29 protein-coding genes, 1 tRNA gene and 3 pseudogenes are annotated in these 18,829 nt (G+C 33.0%); 5 read left to right on the top strand and 28 right to left on the bottom strand.

Features of this window, described 5'->3' with window-relative positions; all coding sequences use genetic code 11:
- Positions 1 to 7: 7 nt before the first annotated feature.
- The 22 genes and pseudogenes from ACJDT4_RS13265 to ACJDT4_RS13160 form a co-directional block, all read right to left on the bottom strand.
- Entirely contained in the window at positions 8 to 205 is a 198-nt protein-coding gene (locus ACJDT4_RS13265; protein ID WP_406788049.1) for a hypothetical protein, read from the bottom strand.
- 24 nt (positions 206 to 229) lie between these two features.
- Positions 230 to 814 (bottom strand): ERCC4 domain-containing protein, encoded by a 585-nt coding sequence (locus tag ACJDT4_RS13260; protein WP_406788048.1) that lies wholly within the window; start codon positions 812 to 814, stop codon positions 230 to 232.
- A gap of 14 nt (positions 815 to 828) precedes the next feature.
- Entirely contained in the window at positions 829 to 984 is a 156-nt protein-coding gene (locus ACJDT4_RS13255; protein ID WP_406788047.1) for a hypothetical protein, read from the bottom strand.
- A 14-nt stretch (positions 985 to 998) separates the two neighbouring features.
- Complete coding sequence (locus tag ACJDT4_RS13250) at positions 999 to 1,211, bottom strand: hypothetical protein (RefSeq protein ID WP_406788046.1); 213 nt, start codon at positions 1,209 to 1,211, stop codon at positions 999 to 1,001.
- Between the two features lie 31 nt (positions 1,212 to 1,242).
- A pseudogene (locus ACJDT4_RS13245) lies at positions 1,243 to 1,672 on the bottom strand (single-stranded DNA-binding protein).
- The gene (locus tag ACJDT4_RS13240) at positions 1,669 to 2,100 is read right to left on the bottom strand and encodes a hypothetical protein (protein WP_406788045.1); all 432 of its coding nucleotides are present in this window, start codon (positions 2,098 to 2,100) and stop codon (positions 1,669 to 1,671) included. Before ACJDT4_RS13240 ends, ACJDT4_RS13245 begins: the two are co-directional and overlap by 4 nt.
- Positions 2,101 to 2,105: 5 nt before the next feature.
- Positions 2,106 to 2,270 (bottom strand): hypothetical protein, encoded by a 165-nt coding sequence (locus tag ACJDT4_RS13235; RefSeq protein WP_406788044.1) that lies wholly within the window; start codon positions 2,268 to 2,270, stop codon positions 2,106 to 2,108.
- Positions 2,271 to 2,273: 3 nt separating this feature from the next.
- Positions 2,274 to 2,717 carry an HD domain-containing protein gene (locus ACJDT4_RS13230; RefSeq protein WP_406788043.1) on the bottom strand — a complete coding sequence of 148 codons (444 nt, stop codon included), beginning with the start codon at positions 2,715 to 2,717 and terminating at the stop codon, positions 2,274 to 2,276.
- Positions 2,717 to 3,616, bottom strand: a complete 900-nt coding sequence (locus tag ACJDT4_RS13225) for a DUF1351 domain-containing protein (RefSeq protein WP_406788042.1) — start codon at positions 3,614 to 3,616, stop codon at positions 2,717 to 2,719. Before ACJDT4_RS13225 ends, ACJDT4_RS13230 begins: the two co-directional genes overlap by 1 nt.
- Entirely contained in the window at positions 3,616 to 3,819 is a 204-nt protein-coding gene (locus ACJDT4_RS13220) for a hypothetical protein (protein WP_406788041.1), read from the bottom strand. Before ACJDT4_RS13220 ends, ACJDT4_RS13225 begins: the two co-directional genes overlap by 1 nt.
- 10 nt (positions 3,820 to 3,829) lie before the next feature.
- Entirely contained in the window at positions 3,830 to 4,459 is a 630-nt protein-coding gene (locus ACJDT4_RS13215) for an ERF family protein (RefSeq protein ID WP_406788040.1), read from the bottom strand.
- Positions 4,452 to 4,697: a hypothetical protein gene (locus tag ACJDT4_RS13210; protein ID WP_406788039.1), complete on the bottom strand. Its 246-nt coding sequence runs from the start codon at positions 4,695 to 4,697 to the stop codon at positions 4,452 to 4,454. The genes ACJDT4_RS13215 and ACJDT4_RS13210 overlap by 8 nt, the downstream gene beginning before the upstream one ends.
- A 92-nt stretch (positions 4,698 to 4,789) precedes the next feature.
- Positions 4,790 to 5,068: a hypothetical protein gene (locus ACJDT4_RS13205; protein WP_406788038.1), complete on the bottom strand. Its 279-nt coding sequence runs from the start codon at positions 5,066 to 5,068 to the stop codon at positions 4,790 to 4,792.
- A 3-nt stretch (positions 5,069 to 5,071) separates the two neighbouring features.
- A complete protein-coding gene (locus ACJDT4_RS13200; RefSeq protein ID WP_406788037.1) occupies positions 5,072 to 5,257 on the bottom strand; it encodes a hypothetical protein in 186 nt (61 codons plus the stop codon).
- Positions 5,258 to 5,269: 12 nt separating this feature from the next.
- Positions 5,270 to 5,440 carry a hypothetical protein gene (locus tag ACJDT4_RS13195; RefSeq protein ID WP_231015580.1) on the bottom strand — a complete coding sequence of 57 codons (171 nt, stop codon included), beginning with the start codon at positions 5,438 to 5,440 and terminating at the stop codon, positions 5,270 to 5,272.
- Positions 5,421 to 5,645 (bottom strand): hypothetical protein, encoded by a 225-nt coding sequence (locus tag ACJDT4_RS13190; protein ID WP_231015579.1) that lies wholly within the window; start codon positions 5,643 to 5,645, stop codon positions 5,421 to 5,423. The genes ACJDT4_RS13195 and ACJDT4_RS13190 overlap by 20 nt, the downstream gene beginning before the upstream one ends.
- Positions 5,642 to 5,785, bottom strand: coding sequence for a hypothetical protein (locus ACJDT4_RS13185; protein ID WP_231015578.1), 144 nt, complete (start codon positions 5,783 to 5,785; stop codon positions 5,642 to 5,644). The genes ACJDT4_RS13190 and ACJDT4_RS13185 overlap by 4 nt, the downstream gene beginning before the upstream one ends.
- Positions 5,782 to 6,042 carry a hypothetical protein gene (locus tag ACJDT4_RS13180; protein WP_406788036.1) on the bottom strand — a complete coding sequence of 87 codons (261 nt, stop codon included), beginning with the start codon at positions 6,040 to 6,042 and terminating at the stop codon, positions 5,782 to 5,784. The genes ACJDT4_RS13185 and ACJDT4_RS13180 overlap by 4 nt, the downstream gene beginning before the upstream one ends.
- Before the next feature lie 17 nt (positions 6,043 to 6,059).
- Positions 6,060 to 6,305, bottom strand: a complete 246-nt coding sequence (locus ACJDT4_RS13175; RefSeq protein WP_406788035.1) for a hypothetical protein — start codon at positions 6,303 to 6,305, stop codon at positions 6,060 to 6,062.
- 13 nt (positions 6,306 to 6,318) lie between these two features.
- Positions 6,319 to 6,561 carry a hypothetical protein gene (locus ACJDT4_RS13170; RefSeq protein ID WP_406788034.1) on the bottom strand — a complete coding sequence of 81 codons (243 nt, stop codon included), beginning with the start codon at positions 6,559 to 6,561 and terminating at the stop codon, positions 6,319 to 6,321.
- Positions 6,558 to 6,986, bottom strand: coding sequence for a hypothetical protein (locus tag ACJDT4_RS13165; protein WP_406788033.1), 429 nt, complete (start codon positions 6,984 to 6,986; stop codon positions 6,558 to 6,560). Before ACJDT4_RS13165 ends, ACJDT4_RS13170 begins: the two co-directional genes overlap by 4 nt.
- Before the next feature lie 77 nt (positions 6,987 to 7,063).
- Positions 7,064 to 7,330 (bottom strand): helix-turn-helix domain-containing protein, encoded by a 267-nt coding sequence (locus ACJDT4_RS13160; RefSeq protein ID WP_406788032.1) that lies wholly within the window; start codon positions 7,328 to 7,330, stop codon positions 7,064 to 7,066.
- Positions 7,331 to 7,497: 167 nt separating this feature from the next.
- On the opposite strand from ACJDT4_RS13160, the gene ACJDT4_RS13155 reads away from it, so the two are divergent.
- Together ACJDT4_RS13155 and ACJDT4_RS13150 are read left to right on the top strand one after the other, a co-directional pair.
- Entirely contained in the window at positions 7,498 to 7,821 is a 324-nt protein-coding gene (locus tag ACJDT4_RS13155) for a helix-turn-helix domain-containing protein (protein ID WP_406788031.1), read from the top strand.
- A gap of 6 nt (positions 7,822 to 7,827) precedes the next feature.
- Positions 7,828 to 8,910, top strand: coding sequence for a tyrosine-type recombinase/integrase (locus ACJDT4_RS13150; RefSeq protein WP_406788030.1), 1,083 nt, complete (start codon positions 7,828 to 7,830; stop codon positions 8,908 to 8,910).
- A gap of 20 nt (positions 8,911 to 8,930) precedes the next feature.
- Here the strand turns inward: ACJDT4_RS13150 and ACJDT4_RS13145 are convergent.
- The 4 genes and pseudogenes from ACJDT4_RS13145 to ACJDT4_RS13130 form a co-directional block, all read right to left on the bottom strand.
- Positions 8,931 to 9,019 (bottom strand) — tRNA-Ser (locus ACJDT4_RS13145).
- Positions 9,020 to 9,061: 42 nt separating this feature from the next.
- A pseudogene (locus ACJDT4_RS13140) lies at positions 9,062 to 9,421 on the bottom strand (GNAT family N-acetyltransferase); the annotation flags it as partial.
- Between the two features lie 90 nt (positions 9,422 to 9,511).
- Positions 9,512 to 9,949 (bottom strand): annotated as a pseudogene (locus ACJDT4_RS13135) (nucleoside deaminase); the annotation flags it as partial.
- A 556-nt stretch (positions 9,950 to 10,505) separates the two neighbouring features.
- Positions 10,506 to 11,045 (bottom strand): metal-dependent hydrolase, encoded by a 540-nt coding sequence (locus tag ACJDT4_RS13130; protein WP_406788029.1) that lies wholly within the window; start codon positions 11,043 to 11,045, stop codon positions 10,506 to 10,508.
- A gap of 243 nt (positions 11,046 to 11,288) precedes the next feature.
- Here ACJDT4_RS13130 and ACJDT4_RS13125 point away from each other — a divergent pair, with 243 nt between their 5' ends.
- The 3 genes from ACJDT4_RS13125 to ACJDT4_RS13115 all read left to right on the top strand — a co-directional run bounded on the left by ACJDT4_RS13125 (position 11,289) and on the right by ACJDT4_RS13115 (position 15,494).
- Entirely contained in the window at positions 11,289 to 11,708 is a 420-nt protein-coding gene (locus ACJDT4_RS13125) for an RrF2 family transcriptional regulator (protein WP_406788028.1), read from the top strand.
- Positions 11,709 to 11,821: 113 nt separating this feature from the next.
- Positions 11,822 to 13,708 carry an anaerobic carbon-monoxide dehydrogenase catalytic subunit gene (cooS, locus tag ACJDT4_RS13120; RefSeq protein ID WP_406788027.1) on the top strand — a complete coding sequence of 629 codons (1,887 nt, stop codon included), beginning with the start codon at positions 11,822 to 11,824 and terminating at the stop codon, positions 13,706 to 13,708.
- A gap of 199 nt (positions 13,709 to 13,907) precedes the next feature.
- Positions 13,908 to 15,494 carry a glycoside hydrolase family 43 protein gene (locus ACJDT4_RS13115; RefSeq protein ID WP_406788026.1) on the top strand — a complete coding sequence of 529 codons (1,587 nt, stop codon included), beginning with the start codon at positions 13,908 to 13,910 and terminating at the stop codon, positions 15,492 to 15,494.
- 576 nt (positions 15,495 to 16,070) lie between these two features.
- Here ACJDT4_RS13115 and ACJDT4_RS13110 read toward each other — a convergent pair.
- Both ACJDT4_RS13110 and ACJDT4_RS13105 read right to left on the bottom strand, forming a co-directional pair.
- A complete protein-coding gene (locus ACJDT4_RS13110) occupies positions 16,071 to 16,874 on the bottom strand; it encodes a YitT family protein (RefSeq protein WP_406788130.1) in 804 nt (267 codons plus the stop codon).
- Positions 16,875 to 17,273: 399 nt separating this feature from the next.
- The gene (locus tag ACJDT4_RS13105) at positions 17,274 to 18,476 is read right to left on the bottom strand and encodes an IS110 family RNA-guided transposase (RefSeq protein WP_406788025.1); all 1,203 of its coding nucleotides are present in this window, start codon (positions 18,474 to 18,476) and stop codon (positions 17,274 to 17,276) included.
- Between the last annotated feature and the right edge of the window lie 353 nt (positions 18,477 to 18,829).

Raw genomic sequence — 18,829 nt, 5'->3', positions numbered from 1 at the left:
TTGTAAGTTAGTTTATTTTTTCAAGTCTTGCAGCTCCACAGTCATATACAAAATTGGCTGTTTCGCCTTCTCTGTTTTCAACGGTTACAGAATTAAAGCTCACTTTTTTAACTTTAACAATTTCTCCATTTGCGGCATATCCCGGTGCTCCTTCTCCAACTATTCGTAAAGATTCTCCTTCTTTTACTTCTGAATATTTAATCATAATTTTTCTCCTTTCTATATGTTGTTAACATTTTTCAACCTGTGGACTTATATCTGCGTCCAATTCCTTTAAGAAATTTCTAACACTATAGTAGAGCTTTCTATATATCTCAAAACCAGTATTTTTATTTTCAGTAAATATGGTGTCATACAAATATAAATCCTGTATGCTGCTTAACCTTCCTAAAAAAGCTGTAGGCTTGTATAAACTTCTATAATTGCCTTTCTTTATATTTTCCATACCGTTTTTATCCTCAATGATGAGATATATTTTTATACCTTTAGTCTTTGCTCTTTGAAGTTCTCTTATAAGCCTTATATCATCATGCGTATCCGTCTTTTCAGCTAGGTTATTGGCAAGCTCATCAATACTATTTTTTCTTTCAACTGCTACAGGGAAATAAATATCCCTATATATGCCTTTCTCTGGACACTTTGTAATAATCGCAGTGTAATCGCCCTCGTCAATTTTTTGCTTTTTATATGGAATTTTATTTCTGTCAAAATAATCAAGAATATGACTATTTTGCTGTTCTCTAGTGTCGTACAATACTTTTAAGTTTTCCTTTAATAACTTGTTTACTTCTGTTTCTGTAAATCTATAATGCATTAACTCACCTTCCCTTATAGTTGCCCTATTTTCTTTCTTCTGGCTTTCTGCTTGTTGGTTATAAGCACGTACATAACATCTGATTCCGCTTTCTTAGCCTTAGCAACTTTTCTTTGTGCTAAATCCTTTACTGTTTTTTCTGTTAGCTCCTTTGGAGTTAGTTGGCTCATTTTGCACAACCTCCTTAATCTTTTATAACAGTTATAAATAAACCAACATCTATTTTTTGTAGATCCTCAAGCTCTGCATTCTGTATAAAATTTAATGCAACAGTATGTCTATTACTAACGATCATATCTTTTCCAATTAATGTTGTGATTTTTTTGCTTCTAGAGTCACCCTTTAAACATCCATTTTCTCGAACTTCATAACTTGTAAATTCAACCATACGTGTCATAATATCAATCTCCTAAACTTTTTATTTTTTTTTAAAAAGGAATATCTCCGTCGTCAATAGGAGTAACAGGCATATCACTGTAATTTGAAGCTGCTGGATTATCCGGTGGATTGTTTTGGCTTGGTGCTGAATTGTTGCTACCCTTATCCTGTAAAAAGTCAATATCCTCGACCAAAACATCCGTACTCCATCTGTTATTACCTTCTTTATCAACATACTTATTTATTTGAAGCCTTCCACAAACTCCAAATCTATTGCCTTTTTGGACATTATTAGCTATGGCCTCGGCTCTTTTTTCCAAAGCATACACAATTTATAAAATCTGCCTCCTGGGGCTTACTTTTATCAAATCGTGGTCTATTAACTGCTAACGTAAACTTTGTTACTGCCAATCCGTTCCCCGGAGTATAATTTAACTCCGGGTCCTTTGTTAATCTTCCATTTAGTATTATTTTATTCATTCTAACACCTTGCTTTCAGGTACTTCATAATTAACTTTAAAATGATTTATCTGCTCCATTAACTCGTCAACCTTATCAACTACAGCCTTAAAATCTTTTAATCCTGTACCATTAATTTCCCTCTTGACTAATGTTTTTAGTGCTTCTTTTACATTAGGCTCATAGCTTATTGCATCCCAAACAATTTCTCCTTTGCTTTTGCCACCTTCAATTATTCTTCTTTTAAATAACACAACATTTAAAATATCAGCTTCTATCTTGTAATCATTATTTATGTTATTAGCTGTTTTAACTGCTATAGGTGAACTTTTAAGCGTTCTATTCTCCTTTAACAATTCCAAATAAGCTTGTTTTCTTTCCTTGTCTGGTAAAGCTATATAAGCCCTCATTTGCTTGTTAAATTCTCCGTAATCAATTTTTGCAAACATCTATATCACCTCGTTATCTTCATTTGGTTTGGATCTTGTCCAGGTTCTATATGTTCCTCTAGCAAATAGCTTGCCTCCATGTCTGCTGTATGAAGTGCGGCAGCCGCAGGAAATAAATTATATGCATTGCTTAAATTCATCATCATTTCTTTAGGTTCCGTATTTCCCATGTGTCACCTAATCATTATTATTTCTTGCTTAGTTAGTCCTATAAGATATTGAAGCATAATAACTGACTTTTCTCCGTGTCCTATTGGGAAATCATCTTGAACTTTATAACCGTCATAGCTCTCCCACCTATTAGCATCATTCTTTCGCCAACATTGTTGCTTGTTGTAAAAATTTATTTTACAGAAGTCATGTAGTAATGCTGCTATAATTACAGTTTCTTCAGATAAACCTAAATTAAATCTCTTGTTTTTCTCTGAAAATAAACTATATACATTCAGACTGTGTTCTGCTAGCCCACCGTCATAATTACCGTGATATTTTGTACTAGCAGGAGCGACAAAGAAGTCGCTTTCCTCCATGTACTTTATTACTTTATCAATACCTTTTCTTCCAGTACTATTAAGTAGTTCTATAACTGTCTTTTTAACTTCTTTAATATCCTTCATTACTTAACAGCTCCTTTGTTCAAAACTTCATATTTAATTTTGTTATCTCTTAAGAATTGTCCAATAGCTGCCGTTTGATGCACATTTCCAGTAATTTTAAAACTTACAAAATACAAAGGTTCATCTACTTTTATAGGTTCCTGGAGTGGCTTCGTATAATATTGAGCTGTTGGAACTTCAACTGGTTCTGGCACTGCTGTTGGTTGTGGTGCTTCTTTTGGTGGATTTTCCGCAAGTTTAATTTTTTCAGCCATTTGGTTGATTCTGTTTATTACCTCCGGAACTGAATAACCTCTTTCAACAAGATTCTTGAAATCTTCGTATTTAATTGGTGTATTTATTTCCTTATTAACATTTTCTATTGTTGTCTTAACTATTTGGATAATTTCCTCCTCTTTGGCTTGTTCTTGAACCAAAGCGTAAACTCTTTGTTCTATATCCTCCTTTATGCTCTTTACACTCGCTGAGAGGTTCATATATTTATCAAGTACAGTTAACTTACTCGCATACTTTTCATTAAGCTCATGAGCTTGTACGCTCTCCTGTATAAGTTCCAAAGCCTTTTGCCTTTTCTCTTCTCTCTTCTTATCATCAAAGATCTTAATTCCGTTTTTAATCGGCTGCTCTGCCTTTTCTACTAAAGAGATCAATTCTTTGCATTGGCTCTCAAACTGTGTTATGGGCTCTGACATTTCCTTTTTCTTATCTTTCCTGAAGGTATCTATCTTATTTCTAAGCCCTGCCAACTGCTTTTGGTCTGCTTTACAAGTGCTCAAACCTTCCTCGGTAACAATTATTCCTTTGTACTGCTCCATCTTCTCCGAAAGAGCTGCTTTCATTTCATCAAAGTTTATTTTAATTACAGGTAAAGTCTCCTGTTTTATTTCAAAATCTAACATTATTTATCACCCTTCTTTTTATTTTTGTAGTATTCTTTTAAAGCTTCTCTCATAAGTTTAGGTATGTTATTGTCTCCACATATCCATAAAAATTCATTGTTTTCATCTACCAATTGCAACTCACAATATGGTTCTCCATTATCGTTATAATGTGGTTTTGAAATGGCTATTTTCTTTATCTTAATTCCAAATTCGCCACGCATAATTAGCCTCCTAAATCCCTAAGTCCGGGGTATTATTTTCTTTTTCCATTTTTTCTAACTTATTGTTCAAGGTTTTTAAAATAGCTGTAAAATTACCGTTTGTTATATCCTCAACTTTCTTGATTTTATAAAAATCCAAGAACAACTTTTCATCCGAATCTGTTTTCTTAATCATTTCCTTTATAGTTGCGACTTTAGCTATATCTATTTTTTTATGCTTAAGCATTGCCTCTTCGTCTGGTTCTGTTCCGTCAAGTGCGTCGCTCTCAGCTATCTCAAAAGCCATCACATATAAGTAACGTCTTGCATAAGTTTGAGTTGCACCTATATTCTGTATTGGGTGGCAACCCTTAAGCTCTGCTAATGCTATAGGAGTTGAAAAATATATTTCTTCCTCTGTGTTTTCAGTATTTATTATGGTCAGTTTGGCTTCCTCCAATGTAAAGGCAAACAATGCTACAAGACCATACTTGTCCATTAGTTCATTGATTTTGGGTAAGAAGTCACTTAATTCAAAATAGGTGTAGTGAGAAAACTTATTTTCTCCTGTCTTTTTTAAGTCTGCCTTTTGGAGCTCTACCCTGCATCTTTGCAACTTTTGGTGAATGTTCATTGTCTTAGTCTCCTTTGCTTCACTCATTAGCATTTTCCTCACTTTCCTCTTTTCTAATCTCATAGCCTCCTGTGCTGACAGTTAATTTTTCATCCTCCATGATTTCTATCTGAATATTGACCTTTACTGGATAATCCTTATAATCCTTCAGTTCTTCCGGCAAATTCTTTTTTACTAATCTCTCTATCCCTTCTCCATTTATAGATACACCGTAATCAGTTTTGTATAAAAAACAATTGTTTGCTTTTATTTCTAAAGTTTTCATTTATTTTTACCTCCATTTGATTTTTGCTCCATTCTGTATTAGAATGGAAATATCGAATTTTTATTTTTGGCTCTTTTCCTAAGAGCTCTTTTTTATTTCTGCGGCATTTGAAACACAAATTGCTTTGAATATCTTGTGCCATTTGCGATTACATCTTTTGAAGCTCCATCAATTAACTTTTGTTGTATTGTGTCTAATACTCTTAGAGCTCTTTCTTCTGTGTCGTATTTTCCTAAAACATCAGCGTCCTCTGCAGTTCCATTCCAAGAAATATAATTTATAATTGCAAACTTATTGTTCTTTATGTCCTCTTCAATACCAAGTCTTTTACTTTCAACTAAACTTTTTTTGTCTTGACTTCTAAACCACATACATTACATCTCCATTCTTTTTAAAATTTGATAATAAATAATTGCAGTTCTAACCAAGTAGTCTTTATTGCTTTTTACACCTAACTTAAGTCTATTTCCCTTGATATCACTAGTAGTTTCCTCCATGACCTCCGAAAATTCATCATCAGTCATTTTGATGCCTTTGCTTTCAAGCTCCTTTCTTATCATGATTTTTCCTCCTTACTGTTCCTCAGTATCAAATTTGATTGTGTCGTCCTCGCTGTCATATCTAACCCTTTGTATAAAAAATTCTGGGTTTTCTGCATCAAAAATTTTATAACCATTTTGACCTAGAACTGAAAGTTGATTGTTTATAAGATCAATAATTGTTTCAAACGCTTTGTTCTTCAAATTTTATCTCCTCCGTTTCATCTAAATTTCCACCATGTAGCCATCTAAGACATTTATTCAAGTCTGTAAATTCTTCTGTCCATGCCTCGCCTGTAGAGTTATCAATTCCAACAAACATATCATCTTCAATTACTAAAAACAGTCCCACAGGCTCACATTTATCGATTATTTCATTAGCTCTTTTTATGCTAACAACTGCTATCATCTGCAAGCCTCCAAATCCAAAATCTTTTCATTAAGGCTGTCATTTTCTGCTTTTAATGCTTCATTCCTATTCTTTAAATCATGATTTTCATTTTGTAATTCATCTATACGCTGGCTTAAAGCCTTAACAAGTTCACTCATTGCTTATTCACCTTCTTTCGAATGTGACATGTAGCTTTTGGCATAACTCCTTGTTTTCTAAGCATATTTACCTTTTGCCTGACAACATTGACAGTTCTGCCAAGTGCTAGGCTCATTTCCTCGCCATCAATTTTGTTATACCAATGTAATAGATAATCAATTTCGTCAGAACTCCATGGTTTGTTTTGCCTATCATGAAAGTTTGGATTATATTTCATTAATCCGTGGCAGTCATACTCGATTTTCTCTCCTTCCATAGTTTTTCACCTCTTGATTAATACCAACTATGCACTGATGACACATGAAACCATTCATCATTTTCACAAGTAGCTTTTATGAACTTTGACATATGCTTTCCTCGGCCTTCCTTTGCGATAGCAACCTTAACAATTTCATGATCCGCAGGAAATTCAAATGCTGCATAAAAGTTCTTAAGAAATCCTGTAAAAATCTTTTGAGCTTCTAAGGGTAATTTGTTAAATCCCTTAATTTTTTCCGCTACTGGTAATTGATTATTCATTAAAACGCCTCCTTTAAAATTCAACTAAATAAACTATCTTGTCGTCTTCTGTGCAGTACAGCATTTCATAACAATTGATTTTGTCTTTAAACTGAACCTTGTATAAATTTAGAGTTCCAAGTTTTACAATACTAAGAACAAATACAGGACAACATGAAGCAAGTCTTTTAATTATCCACTTTATATCAAAGCCATAGTTTTCTAGGATGTATTTACGTCCTTCCTTTATGCCTCGCATAGTACTAATATTCTTCATTTAGAGTTGCCTCCTTTGAAACACTTTTTATATTCATTTAAAGCAATTTCTTCAAGCTTTCTAGCGTAAAATTCAGCATCTTCGTAAGAATATCCAAGTGACTTTTGAGCGTCCTTTATAAGCTTCTCATGTGGGGTATCTTTTTCTTGCTTTTCTATTTCAAAGTTGATTTCATTATTTGGTTGAAAATCTATAATGTAAGCTGTAGCCATTCCCATACTAGGCAGCTCTTTAGATTTTTTATAAATCTGCTCTGCAAGTTTTTGTCTAAATTCGAGTTTTGATATTTCTTGGATCTCTTCTGTAATGTCCTTCCCTACTAAAATATTTGTGCATCTGTAATACCTCTTAGTTGTTAAGTCCTTGCTGTATACGACAACGCTGTCACCTTTAATTATTGAAAATATGTGCTTTAATTTAAGCATTTTATACACTCTCCTTTGATTTATTTATGCATTCGCGAAAGTCGTCTTCCTAAATATTATTGAAGAGACTTTCATTGTTAACATGCCTCTTCACTTTTAGCATTAGGAGTAGTGTTACATTTTGGTATCATACGGGTAAAAAAAATATCATTGACTGATAATCCAAAAGCGTTCGCGATACTCACTGCCTCCAACATTGACCATTTAGGTACTCTACTGTTAAGCCTTCGTTGCATAGTTATGTCTGTTATACCTGTTTTCTTACATAAAGTTGCTTGAGTCCAGTTCTTATATTTAAGTAATAACTTTATGTTTTTATTTGCATGACTCAAATCGTTTTTCATCTTTTTTGACCTCCTTTTGTTACCTTATGGTATCAGTATAAAACCAATTTTGCATGAAGTCAACACATTTCCGAAAGATTTTTATAGTTTTTTTGAATAATTGTATTGCATTTTGGTAACGCTTATAATATAATTTACACGTAGCAATTCGAGGAGGGTAATCAAATATGAAACAGGTAAGTTTAGAAATTTTTGCGCAGAGGTTAAGAAAATTAAGAGAAGAGCATGGATTAAGCACACGAGCATTAGGCGAAATAGTTGGGACTAGTAATGCGACTATTTCTAGATATGAAACTGGAAAACGTGATCCGGATTTAATGGTTGTGCATAACATTGCCGAATATTTTGGTGTTACCATTGAGTATCTATGCGGTGAAGATATTAACCCTGATAAAGAAAATATAATAAGGCTTTTTTCTAATTTGTCTGATGAATCCAAAAAGGATGCAATTAAATATATGACATATCTGTATGAAAAAGAAAAGGAGTGATGCTTTATGGAAGGTTCTGTTACTAAACGAAAAGATGGTCGGTGGCAAGGTGTTGTAGATATTCCAACTTTAACTAAAAAGAGAACCAGAAAATATGTATACGCTTCTACTAGAGCCGAATGTAGAAGAAAAGTAAATGCTTTAATAGAAGAAATAGAAAACAATGGCGTTTTAAACCCAGATAAATCAACATTTAAAGAATTTGCTCAAATTTGGTTAGATACTTATTGTATAAACCTATCTCCTACCACCATAAATGGCTATAAAAAATATATATCTTATATAAATAAATATATTGGTGAGGCAATGATGATTAAAATATTGCCAATACATATTCAAAAAGTTATTAACGATTATTCAAAATCACATTCTGAAAAATCGTGTGAGAACTTTGTCGGAGTTATACATGGTGTTTTTAAATATGCAATTTTAAATAAGTCGCTTAAAGTCAATCCATGTGATGGGATTAAAATTCCTCAGGACACAACTAAATATCAATATTATATTTACAATGAAACTGAATTTAATAAATTGCTCGAATTTGTTACAGGGAGTAAAGAAGAGATTCCTATACTGTTGGCGGCTCTGTGTGGCTTAAGAGTTTCTGAAATCATGGGATTAACATGGAATGATATTGATTTTGACACACATGTAATAAATATTAGGAGAGCTAATGTAAATGTAAATAGTGCAGTAATAGAAAAAAGTACAAAGACTAGAACATCCTATAGAGAAATAGTAGCGCCCTCGTATGTAATAGAAAGGTTATCTTTGTATAAAAGTGTAGGATATGTCTATCCTAAAGAGAATGGTTCTGCTGAAAACGCTGGTAATTATGGTAATAGATTTCGTCGGATGCTAAAAAAAGCAGGACTGCCCCATACACGTTTTCATGATTTAAGACATTTCAATGCAACTATGATGTTAAGTCATGGTATATCAGACAAGGAAGCTGCTGCACGTCTTGGGCACTCGGATATAAATATGACAAAAAAATATCAGCATATACTAGGAAATATGAAAACCAAAACAGCTGATATACTTGATAGTATTGTAAAAAAACCGGATGTCAAAAAGGATGTCAAATGACCTTTAAATGCCTTTATATATGGCGGAGAAGGTGGGATTTGAACCCACGTGCCCAAAAGGACAACCGCATTTCGAGTGCGGCTCGTTACGACCACTTCGATACTTCTCCACTTTTCATACTAAATTATTATACTAAATTGATATTAAAAAATCAAATACGTATGGACATAGACACATGTTCTATACCTGCCTCATCAAACTTTTCTCCATATGCCTCAAACCCTAACTTCTCATAGAACTTTTGTGCATATGCCTGTGCATGTATAAAGACTTCCCTTACTCCATCTTCAACCGCCTTTTTAAGCATTTCTGTAACTAAAATCTTCCCAAGTCCAGTGCCTCTATATTCTTTTGCCACAGCAATTCTGCCAAAAAAGCACTTGCTATTATCAAATATTATTCTTCCAACTGCAACTACAGCCTTATCCCTATAGATAACAATATGATCACAGTCTTTATCAAATTCGTCAATTTCCATATCCTCTGGAACATCTTGTTCTCCTACAAAAACTTTTTTTCTAAGTTCCAATCCATCTTTTAAATTCTTGCTCCCTTTAAACCATCTTACTTCCAATTTTTTATCCCCCATCGTATTTTTAATCCTTCTGCACTTAAAAAAATCACTTAATAAATCACTGCATTCCTTTGAATACAACCATTTCACATTTACATTGTAGCCTAAACTATCATTTTGAACTAAATTAATTACAGAACCACAAGCACCAGCTTCAGGATCAAAGGTTCCTATATATATTTTACTAATTCTACTCTGGGAAATAGCCGCTGCACACATAGCACATGGCTCAAGCGTCACATACATTTCACAGCCTTTAAGTCTCCAATTATTAAGTCTTTTACTAGCCTTTTTTATTGCAAGAACTTCTGCATGAGCTGTTACATCTGTTAAGCTCTCCTTCATATTGTGAGCCGCTGCTATAACCGCATTATCTTTTACAATCACAGCCCCAACTGGTACTTCACCCTCCGAAGCTGCAATTTCTGCTTCTTTAATTGCTAAATCAAGAAATTTATTTTCCATAATTTCTCCTTTAAACTTTGCTATAAATAACCTGTAAGATAGAAAAGGCTAATATCAAATTCATACTGACAACTCAGTTCACAATGCACAATTAAGGATGATTTACCTTTCGCTTTGCTCAGGTAAATCTTAGAACTTGATAGTGTCACCTTCGCTGAACGCTATGTTTAAGCGCTTTGCGCGCATTAAGTTTAAGATCTTTCAAAGCGTAGCGGAGAAAAATCATCCTTCATTGTACTTTGTACTCTGCTTTTCAAATTCCAGTTTATCGATATAAACATTCAATTTTCAAGTAAGTTCCTCTGCAAACGATTCTCACGTAAAATTCCATAGGTACGGAGGAATTTTTTCCTTGCACTACCGTGGGAGTGAAGTAACAATGCTGCAGGAACGATTTAAAAAAATTCTAATAAATCTTGGTTGAAAATTGTAAAATACTTAGATATTTCAATCTGTCTGAGCATTTCTTCAGCGAGTTATTGAAATATCTTAGTATTTTATGATTTTTGGACCTTAGATTTATAGAATTTTTTTAACGTGCCAAAGTATTGTTACTTCACTGAATTCTCCCCGTCTTTAAGAATTCCTTAATGCCTTTATTTCTAATAAGCTTCACAAAAAAATATAATATGATGATAAATCCTATTAACTCAGGACCATAACATATAGGATCTGAAATTAATCTAGTAAAATCATCAGAGACCCAGCTACCTTCTGCTCTTGGTGGAAACTTTATCCCTAAAAATGGCCACAAAGCTATCTTTGGAAACTCCCACATACTATCCAATACTTGATGTGCTAAGCTTCCTATTCCCAATAACAAAATTCCATTCTTCTTGTACTTATAATTTCTGTAAAACCCAATACTTATTAATAGTATAGCGAATATAAGTGAGTGAGCAAACAATCTACTATTATGAAAAACATTTCTCAGAAGAAACATACCTATAGGTTTATCTATAATATCCGGTAATACTGCTCCGACAAGCACAAACCTATAATCTATATTTAGTTCTTTTTTATTTCCCTTACTTAAAATTTTTTCACCTATTCTAACAGCCGCTACAGTAGGTCCTAAATGTCCAAAAAATATCATAAAATATCTCCTTGTTAATAATTTAAATGCAAACTAAAATCCAACTCAATTCACAATGATAAAGTTATTATTAGTAATTTCAATCTTCCTTGCAGTTTATATATATTATACTATATTTATTAAATTTACGCAGTTTATAAAAATTGTGAAGCAATATTGCTTCACAATTTTTTAGTTGACAAATTATTGTAAAAGTTATATATTAAATCTATACCATTAAAGTATACTTTAAAGGAGAGAACCATGAGAATAACACAAGAAGCAGATTATAGTCTCAGAGTTGTACTTCACCTTTCCAGAATTGGAGTTAATGAAAGAGTTGATGCTGCTACTATTGCAGAGCATGAACATCTTCCACTGCGTTTTTTATTAAAGCTACTGCGAAAACTTATTAAAAGTGGAATAGTTAAATCCTATAGAGGCGTTAAAGGTGGTTATTCATTAAATAAATTACCAAAGGACATTACACTTAAAGATGTGATTGAAGCTATAGATGGTCCTATTCTAGTAAATAGATGTCTTGCTGACCCTTTATATTGTAGTGCCAAAAGAGCTGGTAAATGTGAAATACATAATGCTTTATCTTCTATTCAAATATCTTTAATAGAAAACCTTAAAAAAGTAAACTTCGAAGACTTAAAATCTGGCAAAATCGCCCATTAGGATGAATTTTAAGTTTCATAAAATTTATCTTTAACCAAGCACCCACTAAGCTTGGTTTTATATAAAGCAAAAACTATACCAAAAAGGTATTATTTTGAGGAGGAATAACAATAATGAGTCAATGTGAAAACTATAATGTCTGTGCTGATGCAGATTCAAATCTTCATAATTTTATATGTAGTTTAAATGTAGAAACCTCTGAACATAGAGTTGAAAGTCAAAAAGCTAAATGTAAGTTTGGTAAGGAAGGTGTATGCTGTAAATTATGCGCTAATGGACCTTGTAGGATTACCCCCAAATCTCCAAAAGGTATCTGCGGTGCAGACGCTAACACAATAGTTGCAAGAAACTTTTTAAGAGCTGTTGCTGCTGGAACAGGCTGCTATGTTCATGTTGTTGAAACCACTGCAAGGAACTTAAAGGCAATTGGAGAAAACAAAAAAGAAATTAAAGGAATGTACACCCTAAATAAATTAGCAGACATATTTAAAATTAAAGAAGAAGATCCCCACAAAAAAGCTGTACTCATAGCCGATAAGGTTTTAGCTGACCTTTATAAACCAACCTTTGAAAAAACAGAGCTTATAGAAAAAATGGCTTATGCTCCAAGATTTAAAAAATGGACCGAGCTTAATATACTTCCTGGTGGAGCAAAATCCGAAGTATTTGACGCTATAGTAAAAACTTCAACAAACTTAAATAGTGACCCTGTGGATATGACTGTAAACTGCTTAAAACTTGGAATCTCAACAGGATTATATGGACTTACCTTAACTAATTTATTAAATGACGTTATCTTAGGCGAACCTGTTATACGTCAAGCAAAGGTTGGTTTCAAGGTTGTAGATCCAGATTATATAAATATCATGATAACAGGACATCAACATTCAATGATATCTCACCTTCAAGAGCGTCTTATAGATAAGGATGTAACTGAAATGGCAAAAAAAGCAGGAGCAAAAGGCTTCAAAATAGTTGGCTGCACTTGCGTTGGCCAAGATTTACAGCTTAGAGGAGAACACTACAAAGAGGTTTTCTCAGGTCATGCTGGAAATAACTTTACAAGTGAAGCATTAATTGCAACTGGAGGAATAGACCTTATTTTATCTGAATTTAACTGTACTCTTCCTGGAATAGAACCAATTGCAGATGAATTTGAAGTTAAAATGATATGCATTGATGATGTAGCTAAAAAAGCAAATGCAGATTTTATAAATTATTCTTTTGAAGAGCGTGAAAATATATCAAATACAGTAATTGATGAGGCATTAAAAAATTACACAAAAAGAAGAAAAGATGTAACCATCAACATACCAAAAGATCATGGATATGACGATGTTGTAACCGGAGTTAGTGAAAAATCCCTAAAAGATTTTCTTGGTGGAACTTGGAAACCTCTCGTTGATTTAATTGCTTCCGGCAAAATTAAAGGTGTAGCTGGTGTTGTTGGCTGCTCAAATCTAACTGCAAAAGGACATGATGTATTTACAGTAGAACTTACAAAAGAACTTATAAAAAGGAATATAGTAGTATTATCTGCTGGATGTTCAAGCGGCGGTCTTGAAAATGTAGGTTTAATGTCCCCTTCTGCTGCTGAACTTGCTGGTGACAGTTTGAAAGAAGTATGTAAATCCCTCGGAATTCCTCCTGTACTTAACTTTGGACCTTGTCTTGCAATTGGACGACTTGAAATAGTAGCAACTGAACTTGCTGAGTATCTTGGTATAGATATACCACAGCTTCCTCTTGTACTCTCAGCACCACAATGGCTTGAAGAGCAAGCACTTGCAGATGGAGCTTTCGGTCTTTCACTTGGATTACCTCTTCATCTTGCAATATCCCCATTTATAGATGGAAGTCCTGTTGTTTCAAAACTTCTAACTGAAGACCTTGAAGGAATAACTGGCGGAAGATTAATAATTGAAGATGATGTCATTAAGGCTGCCGATGAGCTTGAAAAGATCATAATTGATAGAAGAAAAAAATTAGGCCTTGAGTAAGATGCATTTATTGATACTCCTAGTTTCGCAACCCCTTTAACCATATTTATATAAATAAAATTTCAAAAGAAACATGCTAATAAAAATAAAATAGCATGTTTCTTTTTATATATATATCATTTTTTTAGTTTTTAAAGTAAAATTATATTATAGCCAATGAAAACATATACATGAGAAAACAAGGAGGATTTTATTTATTATGGCATATGCAATTAATCCAATTTTAAGGGGATTTAATCCAGACCCTTCTATTCTTAGGGTTGGAGAAGATTATTACATTGCAACATCTACATTTGAGTGGTTTCCCGGGGTTCAAATTCATCATTCTAAAGATCTTGTCCATTGGGAATTAATATGTCATCCATTAGACCGTTTATCGCAATTAAATATGATAGGTAATCCAAGTTCTGGAGGAGTTTGGGCACCATGTCTTTCATATTGTGACGGTACATATTATTTGATTTTCACTGACGTAAAAACAGTGTTTGGAATGTTTAAGGATACCCATAATTATTTAGTAACAGCAAAGGATATAATGGGTCCTTGGTCTGATCCTATTTATCTAAATTCAAGCGGATTCGATCCATCGCTATTCCATGACAGTGACGGTAGGAAATGGCTAGTCAACATGCTTATGGATTATCGTCCCTGGAACAATGATTTTGGTGGAATTGTTCTTCAGGAATATTCAGACAAAGAGCAAAAGTTGATTGGTGAAGCCAAACTTGTTTTTAAAGGAACACATATTGGATGCACAGAAGGGCCTCATCTATATAAGCATAATGGATACTATTATTTACTTGTCGCAGAAGGTGGAACTAGTTATGAACATGCAGAATCCATGGCTCGATCCAAAAACATTGATGGACCTTATGAAATAGATCCTAAGACGCCAATTATCACATCACGCTATAATGAAAAACTTCCAATTCAAAAATCAGGACATGCTAGTATTGTAGAAACTCCTGAGGGAGATTGGTATATGGTTCATCTTTGCGGACGTCCAGTTAACAAAGAAAAGATGTGCATTCTTGGCAGAGAAACCTGTATACAGGCAGTTGAATGGCGTGATGGATGGCTTAGAATGAAGCACACAGATAATACACCACAAGAAAAAGTGAATATACCATCTGCTTCTCATGATGGAGGAGAACTTATAGATTTTGTAGAAGACTTTAATAAAGACAAATGGAGTATTCACCTCCAGTCCCTAAGAGTACCACTAGGTTCATCTGCATCATTAACAGAAAGGCCAGGATATTTTCGCTTATACGGTGGTGAATCTATGTCCTCTTGCCATCATCAAAGCTTACTTGCTCACAGGCAGCAACATTTTCATTTTACCGCAGATACATTAATAGAATTTAATCCAAATTCTTTTCAGCAAATGGCTGGATTAATCTATTATTATGATAATGTAAGCTACTACTATTTGTATATCTCTTATGATGAAGAAACAGGAAAAACTTTAAATCTGCTTTCGTCAGTTTTAGGAAAGGTCTCTTGCCCAATTGGACGTGGAGTATCTATAGATAAAGCAACACAAATTTATCTAAAGCTTACTTGCAGCGCAGAAGAAGCTCAATTTTCTTACTCCTTAGACGGAAAGAATTTTAAAAACATAGGTCCAATTTTGGATGCCACAGTTCTGTCAGATGATTATTATACAAAAATTGATGAATATAGATTTACCGGTGCATTTATTGGTATCTGCTGCCAAGATTTATCTGGTCAAAGAAAATATGCAGATTTTGATTATTTAAAATATAAGGAATTAGAAGAATAGCGTGAAGTAATATTGATTTGGGATATTAAATAAAGCTAATAAATCTAAGATGATAAATCCTAAAATTCTAAGAACTTTCAATAACTCGCCTTTGGCTCAAACAGATTGAAAGTTCTAAGACTTTTACGATTTGTCATCTAAGATTTATAAAGCTTTATTTAAACTATCCCCAATCAACATTGCTTCACTAAGCCCAAAAAGCAAGGACTATTTTTCTCCAATTCTCTACGAAAAATACACTGTTAACAAGATTTTCTCAATAAAAGTAGTGATAAATTGTACTATAAAAGTTCAAGCCAAAATTCCGTAGGTACGGAGGAATTTTTTCCTTGCACCACCGTGGCAGCGAAAGAACAATGCTGAAGGAGCGATTTAAAAAAAGCCTAATAAATCTTGGTTCAAAAATGATAAAATACTTAGATATTTCAATTGTCTGAGCATCCTTTCAGCGAGTATAAACATACGCGGGGTTTGGGCTTTGCCCATTATCCTTCTTGAACTCAAAGCAAGCACTATTTTAAAATAGCCACCAAGATTTATAGGCTTTTTTTAACGCGACGAAGCATTGTTCCTTCGCTAGTGTATTGCTTTTTTCTTGTACTTCTTTCCAGACACCTCAACACTTCCTATGGTCACAAGTGCATTCTCATCAAAATCATGAACAATTCTTTTTAATTTAGAAACTTCGAGTCTAGATACAACTGTATATAAAACATTGGTTGAAATCCCCTTATATCCGCCTTTACCATCAAGAATAGTTACTCCTCTCCCAAGTCTATCATGTATGGCAGAAAGTATATCTTTATGTTTATCAGAAATTATCATAACTGACTTTGATTCATCTACACCTTCAACAATAATATCTATAACCTTAAATTCAATAAAATAAGTTATAAGTGAATACATTGCCCTGTCCCAGCCGTAAACAAATCCAGCACTGCTTAATATAAAAACATTAAAGAACATAACAATTTCTCCTATAGAGAAACTTATTCTTTTATCAAGAATTATAGCAACCATCTCCGTACCATCAAGAGATCCACCATTTCTTATTATAAGTCCCACGCCAACACCAAGTATAACTGCTCCAAAAACAGACGCAAGAAGTATATCATGAGTTAAACTTTCAACTGGCTTTAAAAGGGACACTCCAACTGATAAAGCTGTAACAGATAAAAGCGACAGTATAGTAAACGTCTTTCCTATTTGTTTATATCCTAATATAAAGAATGGCACATTAAATACAAAAGTAAATACTCCAAGAGGTACACCGGTTAAGTAACTTGTCATAATAGATATGCCCACAACTCCACCATCAATTATATTGTTAGGTATTAAAAATATCTCTAACCCAATAGATGCTAAAACCACTCCTAACATTATAAAAAAAAGTCTTCCAATATAATTATAAACATCGGTATGTTTTTTTGACAAAGTTCATCACTCCATTTCTTATGCCTAATTTGTGAGAATTTTGCAAAAACTTATCTTATGCTTTTACAGTTATCCTATTAAACATACTTATTTACAATTAATTATACCATAAGCATATGCAAAGTAACAATGCTTCGTCACATTAAAAAAGCTCTATAAATCTAAGGTAGAAAAATCTTAAAATCCTAATATATTTCAATAACTCGCTGAGAAGATGCTCAAACCTGCTAAGCAAAGTCAAGCGTTTTTCTTAAAAAATTTTAGAGAAATTTTTTAAGAAAATAGGGTAACTTTAATAAGACCTTCTTATAGAAGATTTTTTAAAGTACCCTATTTTTATGTTTTTTAGTTTTTTAAAACTTCTGAAACTCTAGCATAATATATTCTCAAAAATTTATTTAGTCCTGCAATTTTAGCTTGTTTCTTTGCCTTACCCTCTGATTCTTTCTTTATTATATAGTCATACACCGCTGTATCCTTAGTAGGAACTCTGCATTTTATGCTTTTCATTATCTCATAACCTGTCTTTCTCAGATATCGAGATCCTCGCTTTGATATTTTTCGGTTGTTTCCATTAAAATTTCCCGATTGATAAGGTGGAGCATCTATTCCTGAATAAGCTACAAGAGCCTTTGCACTGTAATACTTTCTTACATCACCTACTTCAGCAATAATTCTTGGTGCTAATCTTTCTCCTACACCATTCATATTTAGAACAACATCGTATTCGGGTAATAGCTTGGCAAGTTCCTTCATTCTTGATAATATTAGATTTAAGGATATTCCAGTGGAATGGATGCCTTTTATAGTTTCTGAGATGATTATTTTTGTGCTTGACATCTTAGATGACATAGTTGTGATACTATTTTTAGCGAGAATATATATTTCATGAGCTTTATTTTCACTAAATTGGTATCCTTCTTTTTTTGCCCATTTCTTATAGCTTTCAGTAAATTTTTTTTCGCTTAATTTAATAATATTATCATAATGCCAGTATTTTTGAACAAAGTCTGATAACTTGTCTTTTGCAAAGCTAGTTGAATTTGAAGCTAGGAGTCCTGCAATGCCTGGCATTGTTTCGTCTAAAAGATTTGAAAGCATCACTTTAAGTTTTATTCTTAAAGACATAAACTGAAAATATTGTCTTGAAAGAGTTTTAAGTTCATAATATGTATCTTCTTCTATTTTATAATTGCTTAGTTCATACCAATTATCTAAGCCAAATTTTGAGATCGTTTTTGAGTCTAACTTATCTGTTTTACCTTTTCTAATAGATATACTTGCGTACTTTTTCATAAGCATAGGATTAACAACGCAAACAAAAATCCCTCTTTCTTGTAGATAAGATACCACTGGAATATGATAATGCCCTGTTGCTTCCAGAATCACCTTGCTTTCTTCATCAAAACTTATAATTTTGTCAGCTAACTTTTTTAGCTCTTCTAAAGTGTGTTTAACTTCAAAAGGTTTATTCAAAATTTCACGATGTAATTTACTAATACAAACTGTACTTTTGCCTTTTGAAACGTCTATACCAATACTAATCATAATGACAACTCCTTTGTTAAAAATTTTGTCCATCCACTTATTACTACTCATTTTTGTTCGTTACGCGGAAGCTAATTATAGTTCCAACCTGCTTAATCGAATATCCATAATAAGCAATGGGTAATAGTTTGAGCTACGGAAGTAAAATTCCAACAAATTGAATCATCAGCCCATTCCTTATTATAATAAAAATAAGTGCAGATTACTTAATCAAATGAGATTAAGTATCTACACTTATAGTACAAAACAGATTGAAATATCTAAGTATTTTAAGATTTTTCTACCAAGATTTATTATAACTTTTTTAAACTGTTCCTTCAGCATTGTTACTTTGCTCCCACGGTGGTTCAAGG

The sequence above is a fragment of the Clostridium neuense genome, from assembly GCF_045310695.1.
Classification (GTDB): domain Bacteria; phylum Bacillota; class Clostridia; order Clostridiales; family Clostridiaceae; genus Clostridium_S; species Clostridium_S neuense.
This window is presented reverse-complemented; position numbering and strand designations above follow the sequence as displayed.